The following is a 22,056-nucleotide window of genomic DNA, read 5'->3' on the forward strand; positions in this document are numbered from 1 at the left end:
TGTGCTTCTTTTTCGTTCGCAGGAGGCACCCATGGCCCATCATCCCGCCGTTACCCTGATCGGCGTCCCCACCGACATCGGGGCGGGCCATCGCGGCGCCCGGCTGGGGCCGGAAGCCCTGCGCGTGGCCGGCCTACCTGAAGCACTGGAAGCGCGTGGCGTGGACGTGCGCGACCTTGGCAACCTGGACGGCCCGCGCAACCCGTGGACCGCGCCGGTGCAGGGCTACCGTCACCTGGACGAGGTAGTGGCGTGGAACCATGCGCTGATGGAGGCCAGCTATGCCGAACTGCAGGCCGGCCGCATGCCGATCATGCTGGGCGGCGACCACTGCCTGGGCATCGGTTCGATCACTGCCGTCGCGCGCTGGTGCCGCGAGCAGGGCAAGGACCTGCGCGTGCTGTGGCTGGATGCGCATTCGGATTTCAACACCAGTGACGTGACCCCGTCGGGCAACATCCACGGCATGCCGGTGGCCTGCCTGTGCGGCCTCGGCCCGGATGCGCTGACCAGGCTGGGCGGCACTTCGCCGGCGATCAAGCCTTCACAGGTGCACCAGATCGGCATCCGTTCGGTGGACCCGGAAGAAAAGCGCCTGATCAAGACCCACAAGGTCGATGTCTACGACATGCGTTACATCGACGAGAACGGCATGAAGCGCACCGTGGAAGCGGCGCTGGCCGGCATCGACGAGAACACCCACCTGCACGTCAGCTTCGACGTCGATTTCCTCGACCCGAGCATTGCCCCGGGCGTGGGCACCACCGTTCCGGGCGGGGTGAACTACCGCGAAGCGCAGCTGGTGATGGAGATGATCGCCGACAGTGGCCGCATGGGCTCGCTGGATATCGTCGAACTCAATCCGCTGCTGGACAACCACAACAGCACCGCCGAACTGGCCGTGGACCTGGTCGAAAGCCTGTTCGGGAAATCGACCCTGATGCGCGACTGAGAGGGTCCAGCCTGAACGGTTGGACGAACCGTTCACACGCGCTCCACGCCCCTGCCGCCAGATTGCACCTCACGCGGCAGTGTTGGCTTCGAGCCAGCCTGTCGCCCCGATCAATACAACCGAACCCCGTGATTGAGCGGTGTAGCGGCAAACCCAAGGAGAAGCCCATGAAGCGCGTAGTTGCCCTGATGCTGTTGTCGATGTTCTCGGTGGCCCTGCTGGCCGGTTGCAACACCGTTGCCGGTGCCGGCAAGGACGTGCAGAAGGCTGGTGAGAAGGTTGAGGATGCCGCCAAGGGCAACTGAGCCTGAGGTGGTGCGCACTACGGAAAAGGCCGGGATCTTCCCGGCCTTTTTCATGCGCGCTTGCTGCGTGTGGACGCCGCGTGTCGACCGGTAGTGAACCATTCAAGCAGGTGAGCAGCGCTTTCATGGCCGGTTGACCGTGCTTCAACGTGCACTGCGCGATGCTGCAGCCACGGTAACAACGCCGTTGCATTCCAAGGAAGCCTCAGCAATGAACAAAGACATCATTTCCGGCAAGTGGTCCCAGCTCAAGGGCAAGGCCCAGGCGAAGTGGGGCGATCTGACCAATGACGATTTCGATGTGGCCGAGGGCAACGCCGAATATCTGGCGGGCCGCCTGCAGGAGCGCTATGGCTGGGCCAAGGACCGCGCAGAAACCGAAGTGCGCGATTTCGAGAAAGCGATGCACAAGGATTACCCGGACTACAAGTAACCGGGCGTCGAACGCTCGCGTTATGCCCCCACCGACAACGCCCGCGCCGGAAGGTGCGGGCGTTGTGCTGTGTGCAGATCAACGCGCCGGCGGGTCGGGCACGTAACGGTTGGGGAAGGCCTGTGGCTGGCGGTCCAGGCGCGAGGGCGAATCGAGCAGGATGCCGCGTGCACGCAGGTTGCGGGCGCTGTCGTAGCGCAGCTGCAGCACCTGTGCCGGGCTGCGGGTGGCGCGTTCGAAATCGGTATCGCGCACCGATGAACTTTCGCGCGCACCATGCCCGGTGCCCAGCGCGGGTGCCTGCGACTTGGCCGAATAGCCTTCGATACGGCTGGCGCTGGCGTCGGCCGCCGCCGAGGCTTCTGCCGCCGCCGGTGCCGGCCCGGCGCGACCGCGCAGGATCGGCTGCGGACGCGGGTACCAGCGACGTGCTTCCTCGAACACCGCCACGCCGACCACGCCGACGTTGTCCGGGCGGCCGGTGCGGCTGGCATAGCTGCCGCTGGGGCTGCTGAAGACGAACTGGGCCACTTCGTCCTGGGTCTTGCGCCAACCGGTGATGTCGGCGCGCTGGCCAGGGTTGAGCACGTAACCGGTCTGCGAGGGATCGGCGTCTTCACCGGAGATGGCGTTGACCCCGTCCACCGACAGCACCACCAGCACCCGTCGCGGGCTGTCGTTGTACAGGCGCACGGCATAGCGGTGGCCGCGCTCACCGGCCACCCAGCGCTGGCCGTCGGCCGGGTAGCTGCGCAGCTCGGTACCGCGGTCGCGGTCGACCAAGGCCACGCGCACCGGGCCGTCCTGCGGCATCGGCGGGGGCAGCGGAGCCGGGCGGAAGCCGGCCAGGGGCAGGATCAGCAGCAGGGGCAGCAGGCGTTTCATCGGGCGTCTCCAGCGGGGTTGGGTGAATGAACGCGCCGGAGGCCCTGACGGGGTTGACCGTGTGCACGGTAAACTGGCCGCGTTCATAGAAGGTTTCCGCACGCAGTCATGACGACCCGAGTCCTTACCGGCATCACCCCCTCCGGCACGCCCCACCTGGGCAACTACGTTGGCGCCATCCGCCCGGCCATTGCGGCCAGCCGCGCGCCGGACATCGAGAGCTTCTTCTTCCTGGCCGATCTGCACAGCCTGATCAAGTCGCAGGACCCGCAGCGCACCCAGCGCGCGACCCTGGAGATCGCTGCCAGCTGGCTGGCCTGTGGCCTGGACCCGGAACACGTGTGGTTCTATCGCCAGAGTGACATCCGCGAGACCACCGAGCTGATGTGGTTCCTGACCGCCATCGCCAGCAAGGGCATCCTCAACCGCGCCCATGCCTACAAGGCGGCGGTGGACAAGAACCGGGAGGAAGGCCAGGACGAGGACGCAGGTGTCAGCGCCGGCCTGTTCATGTACCCGGTGCTGATGGCGGCCGACATCCTGATCTTCAAGGCCAACCAGGTACCGGTGGGCCGTGACCAGATCCAGCACATCGAGATGGCGCGCGACTTCGCCCAGCGCTTCAACCATGTGTACGGCAAGGAATATTTCCCGCTGCCGGACGTGGTGATCGACGAGCAGGTGGCAACCCTGGCGGGCCTGGATGGCCGCAAGATGAGCAAGAGCTACCACAACACCATTCCGCTCTTCGTGCCGCGCGAGGAGCTGAAGAAGCTGGTGTTCTCGATCCTGACCGACTCGCGTGCCCCGGGCGAGCCGAAGGACACCGAAGGTTCGGCGCTGTTCCAGATGTACCAGGCGTTCGCCACCCCGGAGCAGACCGCAGCCTTCGCCAAGGCCTTCGCCGATGGCATCAGCTGGGGCGATGCCAAGCAGCAGCTGTTCGAGCGCATCGACAGCGAACTGTCGCCGCTGCGCGAGCGCTACAACGCGCTGATGGCCGAACCGGAGAAGATCGAAGCACTGCTCAAGCGCCGTGGCCAGCAGTTGCGCGAGCAGCTGGCAGCACCGCTGCTGGAAGAACTGCGCCATGCGGTGGGCCTGCGTGATCTGTCCGATGCCGGCGACATCGCCAGCGAAGATGCCGGTGAAGCCCGCGCCGCTCCGCCGCTGTTCAAGCAGTACCGCGAGAAGGACGGCCGTTTCTACTTCAAGCTCACCGCCGGTGACGGCACGCTGCTGATCCAGAGCGAAGGCTTCGACTCGCCGCGCGATGCCGGCCAGCTGATCGCCGTGCTGAAGCAGGCCGAGCAGGGTGACCAGCTGCAGAGCGACCTGTTCAAGCTGGAAGCCGAGGTGGATGCGGTGCTGGCGGCGCTGGCTGTGCTGCGCGCCGACTGATCGGTAGATGCCGACCTTGGTCGGCGCTGTTGAGGGCGAAATGCCGGCCAGCGGCCGGCACTACCACGGCATTGCACCCATGGCATGATGTCCGCGCGCCTCAGGCGCGATGACATGGAGTCTGCAATGGCCTGGTTGTCGCTGCTGTTGTTCCTGCCCTGGTTCATTCTGCTGGGCAGCCTGTACTGGCTGTTTCCGCGCCAGCCGCGTACCGCGCGGCGACGCCTGTTCGATAGCACTACGCTGGCATTGGCGCTGGCCCTGAGCATCGTGGCGATGCTGTGGGGCCACCACATCGGTCTGGTACAGCCGGGCGCCGGGCCGATCTGGCCGCAGGTGCTGGCGGTGCTGTATGCCTATGGCGCGTTCCTGGCGGTGCTGGTACTGGCGCTGCTGCTGCGGCCGCGATTTGCATTGCGCCAGGCTGATCGGTAGTGCCGACCGCTGGCCGGCAACTGCATTCAACTGGCTAACCCGGGGTTGCCGGCCAGCGGCCGGCACCATCCGACCAAAGCCGCATCGATCACGCCATGCCGGCGCGCCTACCATGGGTGTCTGTTCCCGATCCTGCCAGGTGCGCGTCGATGACCGCCGATCCCAGCATCCACACCATCGATACCGGTTTCCAACGGCCTGACTTCGATGCCGCCTACCTGATCATCGAAAACGGTCGTGCTGCGTTCGTCGACTGCGGTACCGGCCTGTCGGTGCCAGCGATGCTGCAGGCCCTGGCCGACAACGGGCTGGGCGTGGAGGCGGTGGACTGGTTGCTGCTGACCCATGTGCACCTGGATCATGCCGGTGGCGCTGGCCTGCTGATGCAGCAGCTGCCCAATGCGCGCGCGGTGCTGCACCCGCGCGGCGCGCCGCACATGATCGATCCGACCCGGTTGATCGCCGGTGCCACGGCCGTTTATGGCGCTGAGGAAATCGCCCGCAGCTATGGCCGCATCGAAGCGATCCCCGAGCAGCGCGTGGTGGTGGCTGACGACGGCCAGCGCATCGACCTGGCCGGCCGCGAGCTGGTGCTGCTGCATACCCCGGGGCACGCGCTGCACCACTACTGCGTGTGGGATGCGCGCAGCCGCAGCTGGTTCACCGGCGATACCTTCGGTATCTCCTACCGCGAGCTGGACAGCGCGCAGGGCGCTTTCATCTTCCCCACCTCATCGCCGGTGCAGTTCGACCCGGAAGCGATGAAGGCGTCGATCCAGCGCATGCTCGGTTACGCACCGCAGGCGATGTACCTGACCCATTACGGTCGTGTCGAACAGGTCGAAAAGCTGGCCGAGGATCTGTTCGAACAGATTGATGCGATGGCGGCAATCGGCCGCCAGTGCGACGGTCGCCCCGATCGTCATCGCTGCCTGTTGGCCGCGTTGCAGGCGCTGTACCTGGAGCGTGCACAGCAGCATGGCTGCGCGCTGGACCAGGCTGCAGTGGGCGAAGTACTGGCGATGGATATCGAACTCAACGCGCAGGGCCTGGCCTGCTGGCTGGACCGTGTATCGCGCTGACCTGCGCACGCCCTGGCGGCGGAGATCCGCTGCGCCCTTGGTAGATCCACGCCATGCGTGGATGACACGGTCCCGGGCCGCGCCGCGATGTCATGACCACGTTACACTCTGGTGACTTTCAAGCTAGCCGTGGTGTTGCCGTGAACCCGATGCGCGTGTTGCTGCTGTCGTCCTGCCTGTTCGTCGGTGGCCTGGCCCATGCGGCCAATGACCTGCCCGGCGGCGGCATCGATCCGCAGGCGCTGTCGCGTCATGTGCGCGTGCTGGCATCGGACGAATTCGAAGGCCGCGCACCGGCCACCGAAGGTGAAGAACGCACCGTGCAGTACCTGATCGAGCAGTTCCGCAGCTACGGCCTGCAGCCGGGTGGCGTGGACGGCAGCTGGGTACAGCCGGTGCCGCTGGTGCGCGCGCAGCTGGACGGCCAGGCCAAGGCCAGTCTTGCCCTGAAGGGCGGCAAGCGCGCGCTGGCCAATGGCGTGGACGTGACCCTGCAGAGCCTGCAGCCGCGCAAGCGCGTGCAGATCAAGGAGGCGCCGTTGGTGTTCGTCGGCTACGGCATCGATGCGCCCGAGCGCCACTGGAACGACTACAAGGACGTGGACCTGCACGGCAAGATCGCCGTGATGTTGATCAACGACGCCGATTTTGAAGCCGATACGCCGGGTGCGTTCGATGGCAAGGCGGTGACCTACTACGGCCGCTGGACCTACAAGTTCGAAGAAGCCGCGCGCCGGGGTGCCGAAGGCGTGCTGATCGTGCACGAGACCGCACCGGCCGCCTATGGCTGGGCCACGGTGAAGAGTTCGGGCACCTCGCCGCTGTTCGACATCGAGCGCGGCCAGGCCGAGGCGATGGCCCAGCACACGCCGCTGCGTGGCTGGATGCAGCGTGAGCTGGCCGAACAGATCTTTGCCGACGCCGGTCTGGATTTCGATGCAGAGAAGCGCAAGGCGATGAGTGCGGACTTCCGCCCGGTTGCGCTGGACAACGCGAAGCTGAGCGTCGATTTCGCGCTCAAGCGCGAGCAGGTGGTGACCCGCAACGTGGTGGCCAAGCTGCCCGGCGGCGAGCACGCCGATGAGGCGGTGATCTTCTCGGCGCACTGGGATGCCTTCGGCATCGGCCAGGCCGACGCCAAGGGTGATCGTATCCGCCGTGGTGCGATCGACAACGCCACCGGCGTGGCCACCGTGCTCGAACTGGGCCGGGTGTTCGCCGCCGGCCCGCAGCCGCAGCGCACCCTGTACTTCGTCGCCCTGACCGCCGAAGAGAAGGGCCTGCTGGGCGCCAGCTACTACGCCGCGCACCCGCTGGCGCCGCTGGACAAGACCGCTGCGGTGCTGAACATCGAGATGTTCAGCCCCGATGGTGCCACCCGTGACATCGCCTCGTGGGGCAAGGGCCGGGTGTCGCTGGAAGGCGATCTGGAACGCGTGGCCAAGGCCCGTGGCCGCAGCTACAGCCCGGATCCGAACCTTGAAGCCGGCTTCTTCTACCGTGCCGACCACTTTGCCTTTGCCCGCCTGGGCGTACCGGCGATCACCATCGGCCCGGGCCTGGACAAGCTTGAGGGCGGCGTCGAGGCCGGTCGCGCGCTGCGCGAGAAGTACTTCGCCGACTGCTACCACCAGGCCTGCGATGCATGGACGCCGAGCTGGGATCCGGCGGGCCACGCGGCCGACACCCTGCTGGTCTACGACCTGGGCGCCGAACTGGCCAACAGCCGTCGCTGGCCGCAGTGGGAGAAGGAATCGGAATTCCACGGCGCCCGCGAGAAGAACGAAGCCGCCCGCCGGTAAACGCACGGCAATGCCGGCCGCTTGCCGGCAACCTCCAAACGCATGGTAGTGCCGGCCGCTGGCCGGCAACCTTCAAACGCACGGTAGTGCCGGCCGCTGGCCGGCAACCTCATGGACCTTCCGAAAGGATGTGCAGATGCCGGCCAGCGGCCGGCACTACCGCATCTTCAGCCACGTGGCCGCAGCAGCTTCCACGCGCCCCAACCGGCGAAGGCAAGCGCGCCCAGGTAACAGGCCACCATCGTACGCAGGCTGGCCACCGGTGCGGGGTTGATGCCCCGGCTCAGACGCAGATGCAGGGTGCTGGCACCGCTGCCCAGATCCACTGCCAGCTGCAACACCAGGGCAACGCAGAACGCCAGCAGGGCAATACCGAAGCCGATACGTGGCCAACTCGCCTGGGCGTCGGGCCGGCGGATCAGCCATGCCAGCAGGGTCGCCGCGCCCAGGCCCAGTGCGAGCCATACCAGCGGCGTGGCAGGAGACGCGGCGGCCACCGGCATTGCACCGGTGGCCGCGATCACTACGGCGCGCTTACTTGCGCGTGCCGTCGAGCCAGTTGGGGCCCTTGTTGGTGAGGAAGAACACATAGACCACCAACGATACCGCGATCGTCGCGGTGACGTAGATGGCGAACCAGTCCACGTGGCCGGTCTTCAATGCGCCCTGGTACAGCAGCGGCGCGGTGCCGCCGAACAGCGAGTTGGCCAATGCATAGCCGAAGCCCACACCCAGTGCACGAATGTGGGTGGGGAACAGCTCTGCCTTCACCACGGCGTTGATGGAGGTGTAGCCGGTGAGGATGACAAAGCCCAGTGCCAGGGTAAGGAAGGCGAGGGTGGCATCGTGCTGGTGCGGCAGCTGCGTGATCAGGTACCAGCTGTACAGCACGCCGCCCACACCGAAGAACACCAGCAGGCTCTTGCGGCCGATGATGTCCGACAGCCAGCCGCCGACCGGCTGCAACACCATCAGGAAGGCCAGCACACCCAGGTTGATCAGGGTGCCGGTCATCGGGTCGTTGCCGGCGAAGGCGCTCTGGATCATCTTCGGGCCGTTCACCGAGTAGGTGTAGAAGGCGATGGTGCCACCGGCGGTGATCAGGAAGCACAGCAGCAGCGGACGCCACTGGTGCACGAACAGTTCGTACATCGAGCCGGACTTCTTGTCCTTGCCCTCGCGCGCGGCTTCGATGGAGGATTCCGACAGCGACTCGTCCATGCCACGGCGCAGCCAGAACACGACCACGGCGGCGATGCCACCGATGCCGAAGGCGATGCGCCAGCCCCACTCGGAGATTTCCGGCTTGGCCCAGAACGTCAGCATCACGAACAGGGTCAGCTGGGCCAGCACATGGCCGCCCACCAGGGTGACGTAGTGGAACGAGGACAGGAAGCCGCGGCGGCCCGGAATGGCGGCCTCGGACATGTAGGTGGCGCTGGCACCGTACTCGCCACCGGTGGCGAAGCCCTGCAGCAGGCGCGCGAACAGCAGGATGATCGCCGCCCAGATGCCGATGCTGGCAGCGGTGGGGGTGATGGCGATGATGAACGAGCAGAAGGCCATCAGCGTGACCGACACGGTCAATGCAAGGCGACGGCCATGACGGTCGGCGAAGCGACCGAAGAACCATGCGCCGATCGGGCGCATCAGGAAGGTCGCGGCGAAGATCGCCCACACGTACAGGGTGGAGTTCTTGTCTTCAGGCGAGAAGAACTGCGATTCGAAGTACACGGCGAACACCGAGTACACGTAGACGTCGTACCACTCCACCAGGTTGCCGGCGGAGCCCTTGAGGGTGTTGGAGATGGAACGCCGCAGGGCGGCGCCGTCGGTGCTGGGGACAGCGGATTGGGACGTAGTGCTCATCCGGGTGGGGATCCTCGATGCGGTGCGTCCATGCGGGAAATTGCGCTGCCAGGCGCGCGGTGCGCTGCCGGCCAGCCTCCTTGGTACTGCAACCCACGTCAACGCCGGGTGCCGGAAGGGGCGGGCGGGGCATGGATGGATGACAGCGTGCCACTACATGGGCTGCCGGACCATAACCAAAACGTCCTAAAATCCGTGTTCCCCCAGCTCCCTGGTGCGTCATGTCGGCTCCCCCCGTTCCGTCTGCGGCTGCCCCACGGGGCGGCCTTGTCGTGCTGGCACTGCTGCTGGTCTACGTGGTCTGGGGCTCGACCTACCTGGGCATCGCCAAGGCCCTGCATGGCGGCGCGCTGCCACTGACGATGGTCTCCGGCAGCCGGTTCATCATTGCCGGCGGCCTGATGTACCTGGCGCTGCGCCTGTTCTGGAAGATGCCCAGACCCACCCTGCGGCAGTGGCGCAACCTGGTCATCATGGGCGTGACCATGCTGGTGCTGGGCAACGGCATGGTGGTGCTGGCCGAACGCGAGGTGTCATCCGGCCTGGCCGCCACCGCGGTGGCCTCGGTGCCGTTGTGGATGGCGCTGTTCTCGGCCCTGCGCGGGCAGCATGCCAGCAAGGGCGAATGGCTGGGCATCGCCGTTGGCTTCGTCGGCGTGGTCTGGCTCAACGCCGGCAGCAGCCTGACCGCATCGCCCACCGGGCTGGTGCTGCTGCTGATCGCGCCGGTCGGCTGGGCGTTCGGCTCGGTGTGGGCACGCGGGCAGGACCTGCCGGGGCCGTTCATGACGGCGGCCGGGCAGATGATCTGCGGTGGCGTGCTGCTGGTGCTGATCGGCCTGGTCGTCGGCGAGCGCCCCACCACCCTGCCCGACAGCGGTGGCCTGCTGGCGATGGCCTACCTGTGCGTGTTCGGTTCGATCGTGGCGTTCACCGCTTACGTCTGGCTGCTGCAGAACGTGCGCCCGGCGCTGGCCGGCAGCTATGCCTACGTCAATCCGGTGATTGCTGTCCTGTTGGGGGCTGCATTGAATGGTGAACGCTTTGGTTGGCGCGACTTCCTGGCCATGGCGGTGATACTTCTGGGTGTGGTGGTACTGACGATGGCAAGGACACGCAAGCGATGAGCATGGACGAGAAAGAACAGCGGCGGGGCCTGTTGATCACTGCCTCCACCTTCGTGCTGTGGGGGCTGGTGCCGGTGTACTGGCATCTGCTCAACGAAGTGCCTTCGTTCCAGATCATCGCCCACCGCATCATCTGGAGCACCGTGCTGGTGGTGGCCTGGCTGCTGATCGCATCACGGCTGGGCTGGTGGAAGAAGATCGCCGCGCAACCACGCGCGCTGCCGATCCTGGCGGTATCGAGCCTGACCATCGCCTTCAACTGGGGCCTGTACATCTGGGCGATCAACGCAGGACATGTGATCGAAACCAGCCTGGGCTACTTCATCAACCCGCTGGTGAACGTTCTGCTGGGCGTGCTGGTGCTGAAGGAGCGCCTGCGCCGCGTGCAGTGGCTGGCGGTAGCCATCGCCGCGGTGGGCGTGGCCTGGCTGACCATCGATGCGGGCACGCCGCCGTGGATCGCGCTGGGCCTGGCGTGCTCGTTCGGCCTGTACGGCCTGCTGCGCAAGCTGGTGTCGGTCGATCCGGTGGCCGGGCTGGGCGTGGAAAGCCTGTACCTGTTCCTGCCCGCGCTGGGCTTCGCGCTGTGGTCGGAAAACGGCCATGGCGGTGGCTTCTTCGGTGGCTGGGGCTGGGCAAACGACCTGATGCTGATTTTCGGCGGGGTGATCACGGCGGTGCCGCTGATCGGCTTCGCCTACGGGGTCAAGCGCATCCCGCTGTCGCTGGTCGGCATCCTGCAGTACATCGCACCGAGCCTGCAGCTGCTGCTGGGCGTGTTCTTCTTCCACGAAGCGTTCGACACCGGCAAGGCGATTGGTTTTGCGGCGATCTGGGCCGGCCTGGTCCTGTACGTCGGTGACAACGTACGGGCGATGCGCGGCGCGAAACGATAGCGCCTCCGGGGTCAGATCCCTTCGCGATGCAAAGGGATCCGACCCCGCAAAAAAGAACGGCGCCCCGAGGGGCGCCGTTCTGCTTCCATCCACGGCCAGGAGAGAGTTGGCCGGGGCGGGAACGCGGTTACAGGCTTAGAAGCGCTGCTGGTATTTCATGTACATGAAACGACCGATGTCGAAGCCACCGTAGTAGGTGAAGCTGCTGTTGGGCTGGCTGTACATGATCGGACCCTGGTGGTCGAACACGTTGTTCAGGCCCAACGACACGGTGCCATCCCACGGCAGGCTGTAACGCACCTGCAGGTCGTGGAAGGTGTTGGAACCCACCTTGCGGCTCGGCTGTGCATCGGTATACGGCGAAACAAAGTCGGCCATGTTGCAGTCCGGGCCACCGCCCAGGTCGTACGAGCAGGCTTCCTTCATGCCCGAGTAGTAACGGGCGGTCCAGCCGATGCCGAGGTTGCCGTACTGCCAATCCAGGTTGAAGGTCGAACGTACGCGGAAGTCACCGGCCCAGCCCACGCGCTGCTCCACCGGGGTGGTGGCGGCGCTGTCGTTGCGCTGCTCCAGGTAGTCGGTGTAGGTGGTGTTCCAGTTGATGGCGAACTTGCCGTATGCGGTTTCCGGCAGGCGGTAACGCACACCGATGTCATAGCCGGCGGTTTCGCGGTAGCCGGCGTTGACCAGCGAACGATCCAGCGCCGAAACCTGGCCGCGGGTGGCCGCAGCGGTGGAACGGGTGAAGCGACCGCATGCCGAATCCACGCCCTGCACGTAGCACTGGTTGAGGATGTCGGTAGCCGACTCGCCCACGATGGCGTTGTCGATGCGGATCTTCCACCAGTCCAGGCTGACGTCCAGGCCCTGCACGAATTCCGGGCTGTAGACCAGGCCGACGGTCCAGGTCTTGGCGGTTTCCGGCTTCAGTTCCGGGTTGGAACCGGAGTTGAAATCGGAGGTGGCCTGCTGGCCCGGGCGGTTGGCAAGGTTGCCGTCCGAACCGGTCTGCTGACGGAAGTTGGCGGGCACGTTCAGCGCCTGGCAGCGTGCTGCCACGGTCGGGCTGCTGGCGGCGATGCCGAACTTCGTATCGCACGGATCGGTGAACGAATCGCGGCTGGAAACCGCGCCGCCGTAGAGATCGTCCACGGTCGGTGCACGGAAGCCGGTGCCGTAGGTGGCGCGCACCAGCAGGCTGTCGATTGGCTTCCACTTCAGGCCGAACTTGCTGTTGGTGGTCGAACCGAAGGTGTTGTAATCGGTGTAGCGACCGGCCAGGTCCAGCGACAGCTCGCGGGCGAAGGCCATGTCGGCCAGCAGCGGCACCTGCATTTCCAGGTAGACCTCGTTGAGCGAGTAGTCGCCACGGGTCGGCTGGCCGGTGGTGCCGGCGATCTGGCCCTTCTGCACCATCAGGTCCGGGGTGTAGCTGGCTTCTTCGCTGCGGTGCTCAAAGCCCATCGCGCCCATGATGTCGCCGGCCGGCAGGGTGAACAGCGAGCCGGAGATGTTGGCGCTGGCGACCTTGGTGGTGCTGCGCATCTTGTCGACGAAGCGGGTGAACAGGTAGTCCTGCACGTCCTGGTTGCCCAGCGAGCCCGGGCCGGTGTAGCCCATCGGCGCAGCCGGATTCCACGGCACGCAGCCGGCGATCACCGCACCCGGCGTACCGCAGCGGGCCACGTCGCCGTCCATGAAGGACGGGCCGACGGCGAGGTTGACGTTCGGCTGGTACATGCTGCCGGTGCCAACGCGCTCGCCTTCATTGCGGTTGTACATGTAGCTGACGTTCCAGTCCCAGTAGCGCGAACCGGTTTCGAAGCTGCCTTCCAGGCCGAGGCTGGCACGCTTGGTTTCCAGCGTGTTCTCGGTACCGCGCGGCAGCTCTTCGGTGCGGTGCGAGAACAGCACGTCCTGGCCCCACTTGTTGAAGGTGCTGTCCTTGGACAGCGCAGCGCGCGTGCCGTTGCGCGACTGCGCAGCCGAGACCGAGTACGGGTAGCCGGCCAGGTGCTTGGTCGACTCGCGCTTGCTGTACAGCGCATCGGCGACGATGCGCAGGTTGTCGGTGATCGAGAAGCCGCCGTTGGCGAACACCGAGGTGCGCTCCAGGCCGCTCAGCAGGCTCATGTTGGTCTTGGCGTTGGCGCCGTCAGCCGGATCCGGCGTGTGGAAGTTGCTGGCGTTGCTCGGGTCGCCGCCCGGGCCCACGGTCAGCGGCTTGCCACCGACGGTGACCGTGCCCCACTGGGTGGTCGGGCTCAGCGCGTCGACGTCGTCGGCATGGCGCGGGCCACCCGGGTAGCGGCTGAACTCGCGCGCATCGCCGAGGATCTCGTCTTCCTTGGTGCGCTCGGCGCCGACGCTGAACCAGCCGCGGTCGAAGGTCTTGCCGAAGGTGGCGCTGTAGGAGCGCTTCTGGCCGTCGCCTTCACCGTACTGGCCGACATAGACGCTGGCTTCGCCACCGTCGAAGTTCTTGCGGGTGATGATGTTGACCACGCCGGCGATGGCGTCCGAGCCGTACAGCGCCGAGGCGCCATCGGTCAGCACTTCCACGCGTTCCACGATCGCCGACGGAATCGAGGCCAGGTCGGAGTATCCGCCGGCGCTGACGCCCATGCGGCGGCCGTCGATCAGCACCAGGCTGCGTTCCGGGCCGAGGTTGCGCAGGCTGACATACATGCCGCCGAAATCGCGCGAGGAGCTCAGCGAGGACGAACGGCTCAGGCTCGGTGCGCCGGCTGCCGTGACGTCCTGCAGGATGTCGGCAACGTTGACGTAGCCCTTCTTCTCGATGTCGGCGCGGTTGAGTGCCACCACCGGCTGCGCGGTCTCGACACTGGCCTGGCGGATGCGCGAGCCGGTGATCTCGATGCGGTCGAGGTTGGTGGGGGTATCGCCGGCTTCCTGTGCGAAAGCGGGCGTGGTGCAGCTGGCGGCCAGCGCGATGACGATCGCGTTGCGCAGCGGGGTGGTCTTCAGGGACATCCGTGAAATCTCGTGTTTCAGAAAAAACATGCGTCCGTTCTATGGACGCGTGGGGTGCTGCAAACCAACGTGGGGGCCGGATTCTAGAGTGTTTTCATCGGTAACTGTTTGTCCGCGCGCGCTGTAACGCCGCGAAAATGAATCGCAACCAACAATCCACAGGTGCACTGTGCGCGGCGTCACGCGCGCTGCGTTTGCGATGGGCAGAGGCACCCATAGCGGCGGTGTTTGCGCAATCTGTAATCGTTGTTGCTTGCGTACACGCATCCATCCACGCATGGCGTGGATCTACTGCAACAATGTCGGCGTCCACACCGTGCGGATAGGCCAGTAGATCCACGCCATGCGTGGATGGGCCAGTAGATCCACGCCATGCGTGGATGACGTGCAAAAAAAAGGGACGGAGCCTTCGCCCCGTCCCCTGCGCAACGCTCAATAAATCAATGCGTGATGCTCAGGTTTCGCGCAGCGCCGTGGTGATCGGCAGCCGTGCCGCGCGCAGTGCCGGGAACAACCCACCCACCAGGCCGATGCCCAGCGCCCACTTCAACCCACTCCACAGCAGTTCCGGCGATACATGGAACTTGAACACCACCGCGCTGAAGTTGCTGCCGATGGTGGACACGCTGTAGCCGTTGAACAGCAGCCATGCCACCGCGCAGCCAAGCAGTCCGCCGAGCAGGGCCAGCAGCATGGTTTCCAGCATCACCGCAGTCACCACCGGCAGGCCACGGAAGCCGATCGCACGCATGGTGGCGATCTCGCGCGCGCGCGTGGCCACGGCGGCATACATGGTGTTGAGCGCACCAAACACAGCGCCTACGGCCATGATGGTGCCGATCACCTTGCCGAGGATGTCGATCAGCTTGGTCAACCCGCCACCCTGCTTGCTGTAGTAGACGCGGGTGGTTTCCACGTCCAGCTTCAGGCGCGGATCGGCGGCCACGGCGGCCTTGAACTGCTCGAAGCCAGCCTTGCCGTCGGTACGCACGCTGATCGACTGCCAGGCACTGCGCTGGTAGGTGGTGGCCAGCGTGTCGGCGTCGGTCCACAGTTCCGAGTCATGCGCATCGCCGGTAGCGAACACGCCCACGACCGTCCAGGTCTGGTTGCCCAGGGTGAGCGTTTTGCCAACATCCATGTCGCGGAACTGGCTCCTGGCGCCCTGGCCGACTACGATCTCGCGCAGGCCGGCGGCGAACCGGCGGCCTTCGACGATCTTGACCTTGTCATGCACGGCCCACGCCTGCGGGCCGACCCCGCGGAACTGCGCATTGACGTCGGTGCCATCGGCCTTGGACACCAGGTTGACCACCTGCGAAAGTTCCGGCGACAGCAGCGGCCGCCCCTGCGCATCGCGGGTGATGCCGGGCAGGGTGGACAGCGTCGGGACCTGCTCGCGGGTGATGACCGAGTTGGTCTCGGCCTGCGAACCGCCGCGCAGCACGATCGCGGTGGTGTCATCGCCGGTGTTGTTGAGCGTGGCCTGGAAGCCTTCGCCCATCGCCAGCATCGCGACCAGTACGCCGACCACGCCGGCGATGCCGACCACGATCACCGAGGAGGCACCCCAGCGTTGGGGCAGGCTGGCGATGCCGATGCGGGTGGCGGCCAGGGCCAGCCGGCCACTGCGGGTGAGCGCCAGCCACAGCCCCAGCAGCACCGCGATGGCAGCGACGCCGATCCACGGCAGGCTGATCCAAACCACCAGGCCAACGACCAGCAGCAGCACGGTCACCGCGTTCCCCAGCCACTTCTTGAGCTTGTTCATGTCGGTGTCCTCTTCAGCGGCCGGCGAGCGCGTCGACGATCTTCAGGCGCTTGGCGCGCAGTGCGGGCAGCAGCCCGACCACGATGCCGATCACCACGATCAGGACGATGCCCACCAGCCAGGTCGGCGTCGGTACGTGCGGCGGCAGCATGCCCATGCTCTTGGGGCTGATGGCCGGCAGGATCAGCGCCGCCAGGCCCATGCCGATCAGTCCACCGAGGCCGATCAGCAGCACCGATTCGACCATCACCAGGGTCAGCACCGTGCTGTCCTTGAAGCCCAGCGTCTTCAGCGTGGCCAGTTCCGGAACGCGCTCGCGCACCGCCTGGGCCATGGTGTTGCCGGTCAACAGCAGCAGGGTGAAGAACACCGCGCCCATGATCGAGGTGACGATCATGCCGATGTCGGCGAACTGTTTCACGAACGCCTGCTGGAACGCCGATTCGGTCTGGGTCTTGGTTTCGTGGTCGGAGTTGGCCGAGATCGCATCGATGGCCTGCGCCACTCTCGACGACTGCTCCGGGTTGTCCAGCGTCACCGTGTACCAGCTCACCTGGTTCTTGATGTAGTCGTTGGACTCATCGAAGTACTTCCAGTTCATCATCAACTGGCGTTCTTCATTGGCCGCCAGTGCGCGATCCTTCGAGCGGTAGATGCCTTTCAGTTCCAGCGGCCAGTCGTTGCTGCCGCCACGGGGGAAGATGGTGGCCTGCAGCGGGATGGTGTCGCCGATCTTCCAGCCGAACTGCTTGGCCAGCGTCTCGCCGACGATCGCGCCGGTACGGGTCTGCTGCCAGTCCTGCAGCTGCGCCGGGTCGATCTGCAGCTCGCGGTAGACATCGAAGTAGTTGGGCGCCACCGAGAAGTTGGGGAAGAAGTTCTTCGGGTCCTGGTAGATGCCGCCGAACCACATGCCGTAGGTGACATCGCGCACGCCGCTGACCTGGCGGATCTGCGTTTCCAGGCGGATCGGCAGCGACTGGGTGATCGACAGGCGCGAAGCCACCACCAACCGGTTGGCACCTTCCACACTGCCACCGGACGAGAACGCCACGCGCACCGAGTCGAGCATGCCGAACAGCAGGAACGCGGCCACCACCGACAGCAGGGTCAACAGGGTGCGGGTGCGGCTGCGGAACAGCTGCGCCCAGACCAACGAGAAGTATTTCATCGCTGTGGCCTCCGTCAGTGGGCCAGCGGCGCGTCGGCCAGCTCGCCCTTGTCCAGGTGCACCGTGTGGGTGGCGTACTCGGCGGCCTTCGGGTCATGGGTGACCATGATGATGGTCTTGCCGTGTTCGCGGTTGAGCTGCTGCAGCAGGCCGAGGATCTCTTCGGCGGACTGGCGGTCAAGATCGCCGGTAGGTTCGTCGCAGATCAGGAAGGTCGGGTCGGAGACGATCGCGCGGGCGATCGCCACGCGCTGCTGCTGGCCGCCGGACAGTTCGTTGGGACGATGGCTGCGGCGGTCGGCCAGGCCGACCAGGGTCAGCGCGATCTCGGCATTGCGCTTGCGCTGCGCCGCGCTGAGGTGGGTCAGCAGCAACGGCAGTTCCACGTTCTTCTGCGCGGTCAGCATCGGCATCAGGTTGTAGAACTGGAACACGAAGCCGACATGGTGGCTGCGCCACGTCGACAGCTGGCCGCCGCTCATCTGGTCAATGCGCTCGCCTTCGATGCTGATCTCGCCGCCGGTGGGGTTGTCCAGGCCGCCGATCAGGTTGAGCAGGGTGGTCTTGCCGGAACCGGACGGGCCCATCAGCGCGACGAAATCGCCACTGGCGATATCCAGGTCGATGCCGTGCAGCACCTGTACCTTTTCGGGGCCACGCTGGTAGGTCTTGGTGATGTTGCGCAGTGAAACCAGGGTCGACATGGGTGGTTCTCCACGAAAGGCGGGAAACGGGGATGCGTCCCGGCCAACGGCCGGCACGCGTCGAACAGTGGTGCTTTCCAGCGGTACTGCCGGTGGCGCCATGCGGGCGCCGGGCCGTTACTGCGCTTGCTTCTGCTTGACCCTGGTGCCGTCGCGCAGGGTGTCCGGCGGGTTGACCACCACCGACTCCCCTGCGCTCACGCCCTTGAGGATCTGGCGGTCCTTGCCCATCGCCTGGCCCGCCTCGACCGTGCGTTGCTGCACACGGTTGTCATCGCCCAGTGCGAAGGCCACCGACGCGCCCTCACGCTCGACCACCGCAGTGGCCGGAACGCGCACGCCCTGCGGCTTGGCTTCGGTCTGCGGCTTGGCCTGTTCCAGGAAGCTGACCCGCACGCCCATCTCCGGCACGATGCGCGGGTCTTTCACCTTCAGTGCCACCCGCACCTTCACCGTGGCCTTGCCGCGGTCAGCGGTGGGAACGATGGCGATCACCTCGGCCGGGATCTTCCAGTCGGGGTAGGCGTTGAGCGTGGCTTCCACCGGCATCTTCGGCTGCACGCGGCCGATGAAGGCTTCGCCGACCTCGACTTCGATCTCCAGCGATTCCATGTCGACGATGGTGCCGATGCCGGTACGGGTGAAGCCACCACCGGCGGACAGCGGCGAGACGATTTCGCCGGGCTGCGCGGCCTTGGCGGTGACCACGCCGGAGAACGGCGCGCGCACGATGTTGTTGTCCACGCCAAGGTCGGCGATGGACAGCTGATCGTTGGCAACCTTGACGTTGCGTCGTGCGGTTTCCAGCTGCGCACGCAGGCTGTCACGCTGGGCCACGGCCTGGTCGTACTGCGAACGCGAGACCAGCTGCTGGCCGACCAGCGCCTGCAGGCGGCTGGCTTCAGCGGCGGCCTGCTTCTGCTGGGCTTCCAGGCCGACCACCTGGCTGCGTGCGGCCTGCAGCTGCGAGGCGTACAGGTTGCGCTGCGCGTCGGCATCGATCGGGTCCAGGGTGGCCATGATCTGCCCCTGTTCCACCCGCATGCCTTCTTCGATCATCACCTCGCGCACCTTGCCGGTGATCTTGGCCGACACCGTGGCCATGCGCCGGGCGACCACGTAGCCGCTGGCGTCGAGCACCGAGCTGCTGGCGCTGCCCTGCTGGATGGCCACCGCCGGCGCGGTGTCCACTTCCACGGTGGGCGCGCGGCCGAACAGTGCGAATGCACCACCGGCCAGCAGCACGATGATCACGGCCACGGCGATCCACAGCCAGCGGCGGCCACCACTGCCGCCACTGGAGGCGGGCGGCGGCGACTTGCGGTCGATACGGAGTTCCTTCAACAGCTCGGCAGAAGCGTTCATTCGTTCCATCACAGGCGTTCGGGCGGGTGTGACCGGAAGGGCAGGCAGCGGCGGTTCCGGCGGTGGAGCGTGCGGCACAGCATGAAGGCAGGTGCATCGGCGATGGCAGTGACAGCTGTCATCCGATGTCATTGACGGCGGCAACTGCGAAATGTGACCACGGCGGCACAGGATGGCAACGTCCCCGCTACCGGTACCGCCCATGGATACGATCGCTCCGTCGCTGGCCCGCCTGCAGCAGGTGCAGGTGCGTTACCGCGACCATACCGCCCTGCACGGCATCGACCTGCAGGTGCGCGCTGGCCAGGTACTGGCCCTGCTGGGCCGCAACGGTGCCGGCAAGAGTACCGCGATCAGCGTGCTGTTGGGCCTGCGCCGTGCCGACGCCGGCCAGGTCGAGCTGCTGGGCGGTGATCCGCAGCAGCGCGATCAGCGGCTCGGCCTCGGCGTGATGCTGCAGAGCACCAGCCTGCCGCCGATGCTGCAGGTGGATGAACTGGTGGCGCAGGCGTGTCGGCGCCTGCGCCGGGTCGGCTGAACTGGCATGATCGGCAGCGATCGTCCCCGCCTGGAATCTTCCGTGCCACCGAGCTGGCTTGCGTCCCTGCTGCGCCCTGCCCCGGATTCGGCGGTGGCCGAACTGCTGCGGCGTGGCAAGTCGCCCTGGAGTGGTGCGATCCACCTGCTGTGGTCGGTCTGGATCTTCCTTACCCCGGTGCTCGGGAATGGCTTCACGCTGCGCTGGTTGTTGCTGACGCTGGCCAGCTATCCGTTGTTCCTGCTGTTCTATGCCAGGGTGATGCTGGCGCCACGGCACCACGCCTGGCGCTACGCCCTGGGCATGATTGCGATGGCCCTGGTGCTGCTGCCGTGGTATCCGTCGGGACTGAGCTACTTCGTGTTCGGCTGCGTGATGATCCGCATGAGCAGCCGCGGCGGCTGGTGGGTGTACCTGTTGCAGCTCACTGGCCTGAATCTCCTGTTCTGCAGCACCGCGCTCTACTTCGGTTATCCGTGGCAGGCCATGGTGTGGATGCCGGCGGTGTCGTTCATTGTCGGGCTGGTGGTCAACGTGGAGGCCTTGAGCCATCAGCGCGACGTTGCCCTGCAGCTGTCCCAGGACGAGGTGCGGCGCCTGGCGACCACCGCCGAGCGCGAGCGCATCGGCCGTGATCTGCATGACCTGCTGGGGCATACGCTGTCATTGATCACGCTGAAGCTGGAACTGGCGCGCAAGCTGTACGACCGCGATGACGCGCGTGCCCGGCAGGAAATCGGCGAGGCCGAGGACATTGCCCGCGAGGCGCTGGCGCAGGTACGCAGTGCGGTCACCGGCATCCGCGCCAGCGACCTGGCCGGCGAACTGGCCTCGGCACGCCTGCTGCTGGAATGCCAACAGGTACACCTGCAGTACATGCCGCCGCCACCGATGCCAGTGGAGGTAGAGCGTGGGCTGGCACTGGTGCTGCGCGAGGCGGCGACCAACATCGTGCGCCACGCGCAGGCGACCCGGGTGCAGGTGGATTTCATGCTTGAGGACCGACAGTTGGTGATGCAGATACGTGATGACGGCCGTGGTGGCGTGCAGGCCGAGGGCAACGGACTGTGTGGCATGCGTGAGCGCGCAGCGGCGCTGGGTGGCCAGTTGACGCTGCAGTCGCCGCGCGGGGAAGGCACGCTGCTGACCGTGCGCGTGCCCCTGGTGGCCGCGACTACGCCGCTGTCGCCGGCATCGCTGGCACAGGGAGACGCGGCATGATCCGCATATTGCTGGCCGAGGATCAGGCGATGGTGCGTGGCGCATTGTCGGCGTTGCTGGGCCTGGAACCGGATATCGAGGTACTGGGCAGTGCTGCCGACGGCGAAGCCGCCTGGCGCATGCTGCAGCAGCTGCAGCCGGACATCCTGGTCACCGACATTGAGATGCCGGGGCTGAGCGGGCTGGAACTGGCCCAGCGCATCGCCCGCCATGAACTGCCGATCAAGGTGGTGATCGTGACCACCTTCGCCCGTGCCGGTTTCCTGCGTCGCGCATTGGAAGCGGGCGTACTGGGCTATCTGCTGAAAGATGCACCGGCCGAGAACCTGGCCGAGGCACTGCGCAAGGTGAAGCAGGGCATCCGTGCGATCGATCCGCAGCTGGCGCTGGATGCGTGGTCGCAGGCCGACCCGCTGACCGATCGCGAGCGCCGGGTGCTGCGCCTGGCGGGCGAGGGCCGCACCGCCAGCGAGATCGCCGAGCAGCTGGGGCTGTCGCACGGCACGGTGCGCAATTACCTGTCCGAATGCATCGGCAAGCTGGGCGTGGCCAACCGGATCGAGGCGTACCGGCTGGCGCGGCAGAAGGGGTGGTTGTAGCGGGGCGTCACTTTTCTTTTCGCGTGAAAAGAAAAGTAACCAAAAGAAACACGCCGCCGGCCGCGAGCCGGTGCTGCGCACCGGTACCCTGCGCTTCTCGGTGAATCAGGGGACGGCGCCGAACTCGCTGCGCTCAGACATCGGCGCCTCTACGCCCCTGCTTCCCCTGCGATGCTCGGCTCGCTATAAGGCGGACCCAACGTCAAACGCCACACCTGCACCCAGTAGATCCACGCCATGCGTGGATGCTCTTCGCTTTGCTTTTCCAATCCGCCTTCAAGCGAGCCGAGCACCGCAGGTCCGGCGAGGGCGAAGAGGCGCGGGTGTCTGAGCGCAGCGAGTTCCGCGCCGTCCCCTGATTCACCGAGAAGCGCAGGGTACCGGTGCGCAGCACCGGCTCGCGGCCGGCGGCGTGTTTCTTTTGGTTACTTTTCTTTTCGCGCGAAAAGAAAAGTGACACCCCTCCGCAGTCGCGGAAAAGGGCAGCCGGGAACCCCCGGCGAACC

General features: G+C 66.2%; 20 protein-coding genes. 12 read left to right on the top strand and 8 right to left on the bottom strand.

The window, feature by feature from the left end; genetic code table 11:
* The first annotated feature begins 31 nt into the window (after positions 1-31).
* The 3 genes from rocF to AC3WTC_RS05725 all read left to right on the top strand — a co-directional run bounded on the left by rocF (position 32) and on the right by AC3WTC_RS05725 (position 1,690).
* Positions 32-952 (top strand): arginase, encoded by a 921-nt coding sequence (gene rocF / locus AC3WTC_RS05715; RefSeq protein ID WP_492710956.1) that lies wholly within the window; start codon positions 32-34, stop codon positions 950-952.
* A gap of 167 nt (positions 953-1,119) precedes the next feature.
* Positions 1,120-1,257, top strand: a complete 138-nt coding sequence (locus AC3WTC_RS05720; protein ID WP_019661832.1) for an entericidin A/B family lipoprotein — start codon at positions 1,120-1,122, stop codon at positions 1,255-1,257.
* A 211-nt stretch (positions 1,258-1,468) separates the two neighbouring features.
* Entirely contained in the window at positions 1,469-1,690 is a 222-nt protein-coding gene (locus tag AC3WTC_RS05725; protein WP_025878332.1) for a CsbD family protein, read from the top strand.
* A gap of 78 nt (positions 1,691-1,768) precedes the next feature.
* Here the strand turns inward: AC3WTC_RS05725 and AC3WTC_RS05730 are convergent, their stop codons facing one another.
* Positions 1,769-2,575 (bottom strand): hypothetical protein, encoded by an 807-nt coding sequence (locus AC3WTC_RS05730; protein WP_140227886.1) that lies wholly within the window; start codon positions 2,573-2,575, stop codon positions 1,769-1,771.
* Positions 2,576-2,683: 108 nt separating this feature from the next.
* Here AC3WTC_RS05730 and AC3WTC_RS05735 point away from each other — a divergent pair, with 108 nt between their 5' ends.
* From AC3WTC_RS05735 to AC3WTC_RS05750, 4 genes are all read left to right on the top strand, one after another.
* The gene (locus AC3WTC_RS05735) at positions 2,684-3,976 is read left to right on the top strand and encodes a tryptophan--tRNA ligase (RefSeq protein ID WP_025878334.1); all 1,293 of its coding nucleotides are present in this window, start codon (positions 2,684-2,686) and stop codon (positions 3,974-3,976) included.
* Between the two features lie 126 nt (positions 3,977-4,102).
* Entirely contained in the window at positions 4,103-4,411 is a 309-nt protein-coding gene (locus AC3WTC_RS05740; RefSeq protein WP_317219398.1) for a hypothetical protein, read from the top strand.
* Positions 4,412-4,560: 149 nt separating this feature from the next.
* On the top strand, positions 4,561-5,493 hold the full coding sequence (locus tag AC3WTC_RS05745) for an MBL fold metallo-hydrolase (RefSeq protein WP_032978267.1): 933 nt from the start codon (positions 4,561-4,563) through the stop codon (positions 5,491-5,493).
* Between the two features lie 149 nt (positions 5,494-5,642).
* Complete coding sequence (locus tag AC3WTC_RS05750; protein WP_492711006.1) at positions 5,643-7,295, top strand: M28 family metallopeptidase; 1,653 nt, start codon at positions 5,643-5,645, stop codon at positions 7,293-7,295.
* Between the two features lie 167 nt (positions 7,296-7,462).
* Here AC3WTC_RS05750 and AC3WTC_RS05755 read toward each other — a convergent pair whose 3' ends face one another.
* Both AC3WTC_RS05755 and AC3WTC_RS05760 read right to left on the bottom strand, forming a co-directional pair.
* On the bottom strand, positions 7,463-7,798 hold the full coding sequence (locus AC3WTC_RS05755; protein ID WP_492711008.1) for a hypothetical protein: 336 nt from the start codon (positions 7,796-7,798) through the stop codon (positions 7,463-7,465).
* A 31-nt stretch (positions 7,799-7,829) separates the two neighbouring features.
* Entirely contained in the window at positions 7,830-9,164 is a 1,335-nt protein-coding gene (locus AC3WTC_RS05760; protein WP_032978271.1) for an MFS transporter, read from the bottom strand.
* 221 nt (positions 9,165-9,385) lie between these two features.
* Here AC3WTC_RS05760 and yedA point away from each other — a divergent pair, with 221 nt between their 5' ends.
* Entirely contained in the window at positions 9,386-10,291 is a 906-nt protein-coding gene (yedA, locus tag AC3WTC_RS05765) for a drug/metabolite exporter YedA (protein ID WP_025878341.1), read from the top strand.
* Positions 10,288-11,187 carry an EamA family transporter RarD gene (gene rarD / locus AC3WTC_RS05770; protein ID WP_025878342.1) on the top strand — a complete coding sequence of 300 codons (900 nt, stop codon included), beginning with the start codon at positions 10,288-10,290 and terminating at the stop codon, positions 11,185-11,187. The genes yedA and rarD overlap by 4 nt, the downstream gene beginning before the upstream one ends.
* A gap of 135 nt (positions 11,188-11,322) precedes the next feature.
* Here rarD and AC3WTC_RS05775 read toward each other — a convergent pair whose 3' ends face one another.
* The 5 genes from AC3WTC_RS05775 to AC3WTC_RS05795 form a co-directional block, all read right to left on the bottom strand.
* Positions 11,323-14,181, bottom strand: a complete 2,859-nt coding sequence (locus AC3WTC_RS05775; protein WP_140227884.1) for a TonB-dependent receptor plug domain-containing protein — start codon at positions 14,179-14,181, stop codon at positions 11,323-11,325.
* Between the two features lie 454 nt (positions 14,182-14,635).
* Entirely contained in the window at positions 14,636-15,952 is a 1,317-nt protein-coding gene (locus AC3WTC_RS05780) for an ABC transporter permease (protein WP_025878344.1), read from the bottom strand.
* A gap of 13 nt (positions 15,953-15,965) precedes the next feature.
* The gene (locus AC3WTC_RS05785) at positions 15,966-17,123 is read right to left on the bottom strand and encodes an ABC transporter permease (RefSeq protein ID WP_032978283.1); all 1,158 of its coding nucleotides are present in this window, start codon (positions 17,121-17,123) and stop codon (positions 15,966-15,968) included.
* Positions 17,124-17,137: 14 nt separating this feature from the next.
* Entirely contained in the window at positions 17,138-17,827 is a 690-nt protein-coding gene (locus AC3WTC_RS05790; RefSeq protein WP_025878346.1) for an ABC transporter ATP-binding protein, read from the bottom strand.
* Between the two features lie 117 nt (positions 17,828-17,944).
* Positions 17,945-19,192 carry an efflux RND transporter periplasmic adaptor subunit gene (locus tag AC3WTC_RS05795; RefSeq protein WP_032978286.1) on the bottom strand — a complete coding sequence of 416 codons (1,248 nt, stop codon included), beginning with the start codon at positions 19,190-19,192 and terminating at the stop codon, positions 17,945-17,947.
* Between the two features lie 202 nt (positions 19,193-19,394).
* On the opposite strand from AC3WTC_RS05795, the gene AC3WTC_RS05800 reads away from it, so the two are divergent.
* The 3 genes from AC3WTC_RS05800 to AC3WTC_RS05810 are packed head-to-tail and all read left to right on the top strand — an operon-like array spanning position 19,395 to position 21,550.
* Entirely contained in the window at positions 19,395-19,730 is a 336-nt protein-coding gene (locus AC3WTC_RS05800; RefSeq protein WP_025878348.1) for an ATP-binding cassette domain-containing protein, read from the top strand.
* Between the two features lie 6 nt (positions 19,731-19,736).
* The gene (locus AC3WTC_RS05805) at positions 19,737-20,951 is read left to right on the top strand and encodes a sensor histidine kinase (RefSeq protein ID WP_223483445.1); all 1,215 of its coding nucleotides are present in this window, start codon (positions 19,737-19,739) and stop codon (positions 20,949-20,951) included.
* Positions 20,948-21,550 carry a response regulator transcription factor gene (locus AC3WTC_RS05810; protein WP_025878350.1) on the top strand — a complete coding sequence of 201 codons (603 nt, stop codon included), beginning with the start codon at positions 20,948-20,950 and terminating at the stop codon, positions 21,548-21,550. Before AC3WTC_RS05805 ends, AC3WTC_RS05810 begins: the two co-directional genes overlap by 4 nt.
* Positions 21,551-22,056: the final 506 nt, after the last annotated feature.

The organism is Stenotrophomonas sp. FW305-C-20-S1, from assembly GCF_058783335.1.

Bases quoted from the DNA above. Each gene is read 5' to 3' on its own strand.
- AC3WTC_RS05745 (WP_032978267.1), top strand. From the start codon at position 4,561: ATGACCGCCGATCCCAGCATCCACACCATCGATACCGGTTTCCAACGG.
- AC3WTC_RS05790 (WP_025878346.1), bottom strand. From the start codon at position 17,827: ATGTCGACCCTGGTTTCACTGCGCAACATCACCAAGACCTACCAGCGT.
- AC3WTC_RS05725 (WP_025878332.1), top strand. From the start codon at position 1,469: ATGAACAAAGACATCATTTCCGGCAAGTGGTCCCAGCTCAAGGGCAAG.
- AC3WTC_RS05805 (WP_223483445.1), top strand. From the start codon at position 19,737: ATGATCGGCAGCGATCGTCCCCGCCTGGAATCTTCCGTGCCACCGAGC.
- AC3WTC_RS05775 (WP_140227884.1), bottom strand. From the start codon at position 14,181: ATGTCCCTGAAGACCACCCCGCTGCGCAACGCGATCGTCATCGCGCTG.
- AC3WTC_RS05795 (WP_032978286.1), bottom strand. From the start codon at position 19,192: ATGAACGCTTCTGCCGAGCTGTTGAAGGAACTCCGTATCGACCGCAAG.
- rocF (WP_492710956.1), top strand. From the start codon at position 32: ATGGCCCATCATCCCGCCGTTACCCTGATCGGCGTCCCCACCGACATC.
- AC3WTC_RS05760 (WP_032978271.1), bottom strand. From the start codon at position 9,164: ATGAGCACTACGTCCCAATCCGCTGTCCCCAGCACCGACGGCGCCGCC.
- AC3WTC_RS05735 (WP_025878334.1), top strand. From the start codon at position 2,684: ATGACGACCCGAGTCCTTACCGGCATCACCCCCTCCGGCACGCCCCAC.
- AC3WTC_RS05800 (WP_025878348.1), top strand. From the start codon at position 19,395: ATGGATACGATCGCTCCGTCGCTGGCCCGCCTGCAGCAGGTGCAGGTG.
- AC3WTC_RS05750 (WP_492711006.1), top strand. From the start codon at position 5,643: ATGCGCGTGTTGCTGCTGTCGTCCTGCCTGTTCGTCGGTGGCCTGGCC.
- AC3WTC_RS05810 (WP_025878350.1), top strand. From the start codon at position 20,948: ATGATCCGCATATTGCTGGCCGAGGATCAGGCGATGGTGCGTGGCGCA.
- AC3WTC_RS05780 (WP_025878344.1), bottom strand. From the start codon at position 15,952: ATGAACAAGCTCAAGAAGTGGCTGGGGAACGCGGTGACCGTGCTGCTG.
- AC3WTC_RS05785 (WP_032978283.1), bottom strand. From the start codon at position 17,123: ATGAAATACTTCTCGTTGGTCTGGGCGCAGCTGTTCCGCAGCCGCACC.
- AC3WTC_RS05720 (WP_019661832.1), top strand. From the start codon at position 1,120: ATGAAGCGCGTAGTTGCCCTGATGCTGTTGTCGATGTTCTCGGTGGCC.
- AC3WTC_RS05755 (WP_492711008.1), bottom strand. From the start codon at position 7,798: ATGCCGGTGGCCGCCGCGTCTCCTGCCACGCCGCTGGTATGGCTCGCA.
- rarD (WP_025878342.1), top strand. From the start codon at position 10,288: ATGAGCATGGACGAGAAAGAACAGCGGCGGGGCCTGTTGATCACTGCC.
- AC3WTC_RS05740 (WP_317219398.1), top strand. From the start codon at position 4,103: ATGGCCTGGTTGTCGCTGCTGTTGTTCCTGCCCTGGTTCATTCTGCTG.
- AC3WTC_RS05730 (WP_140227886.1), bottom strand. From the start codon at position 2,575: ATGAAACGCCTGCTGCCCCTGCTGCTGATCCTGCCCCTGGCCGGCTTC.
- yedA (WP_025878341.1), top strand. From the start codon at position 9,386: ATGTCGGCTCCCCCCGTTCCGTCTGCGGCTGCCCCACGGGGCGGCCTT.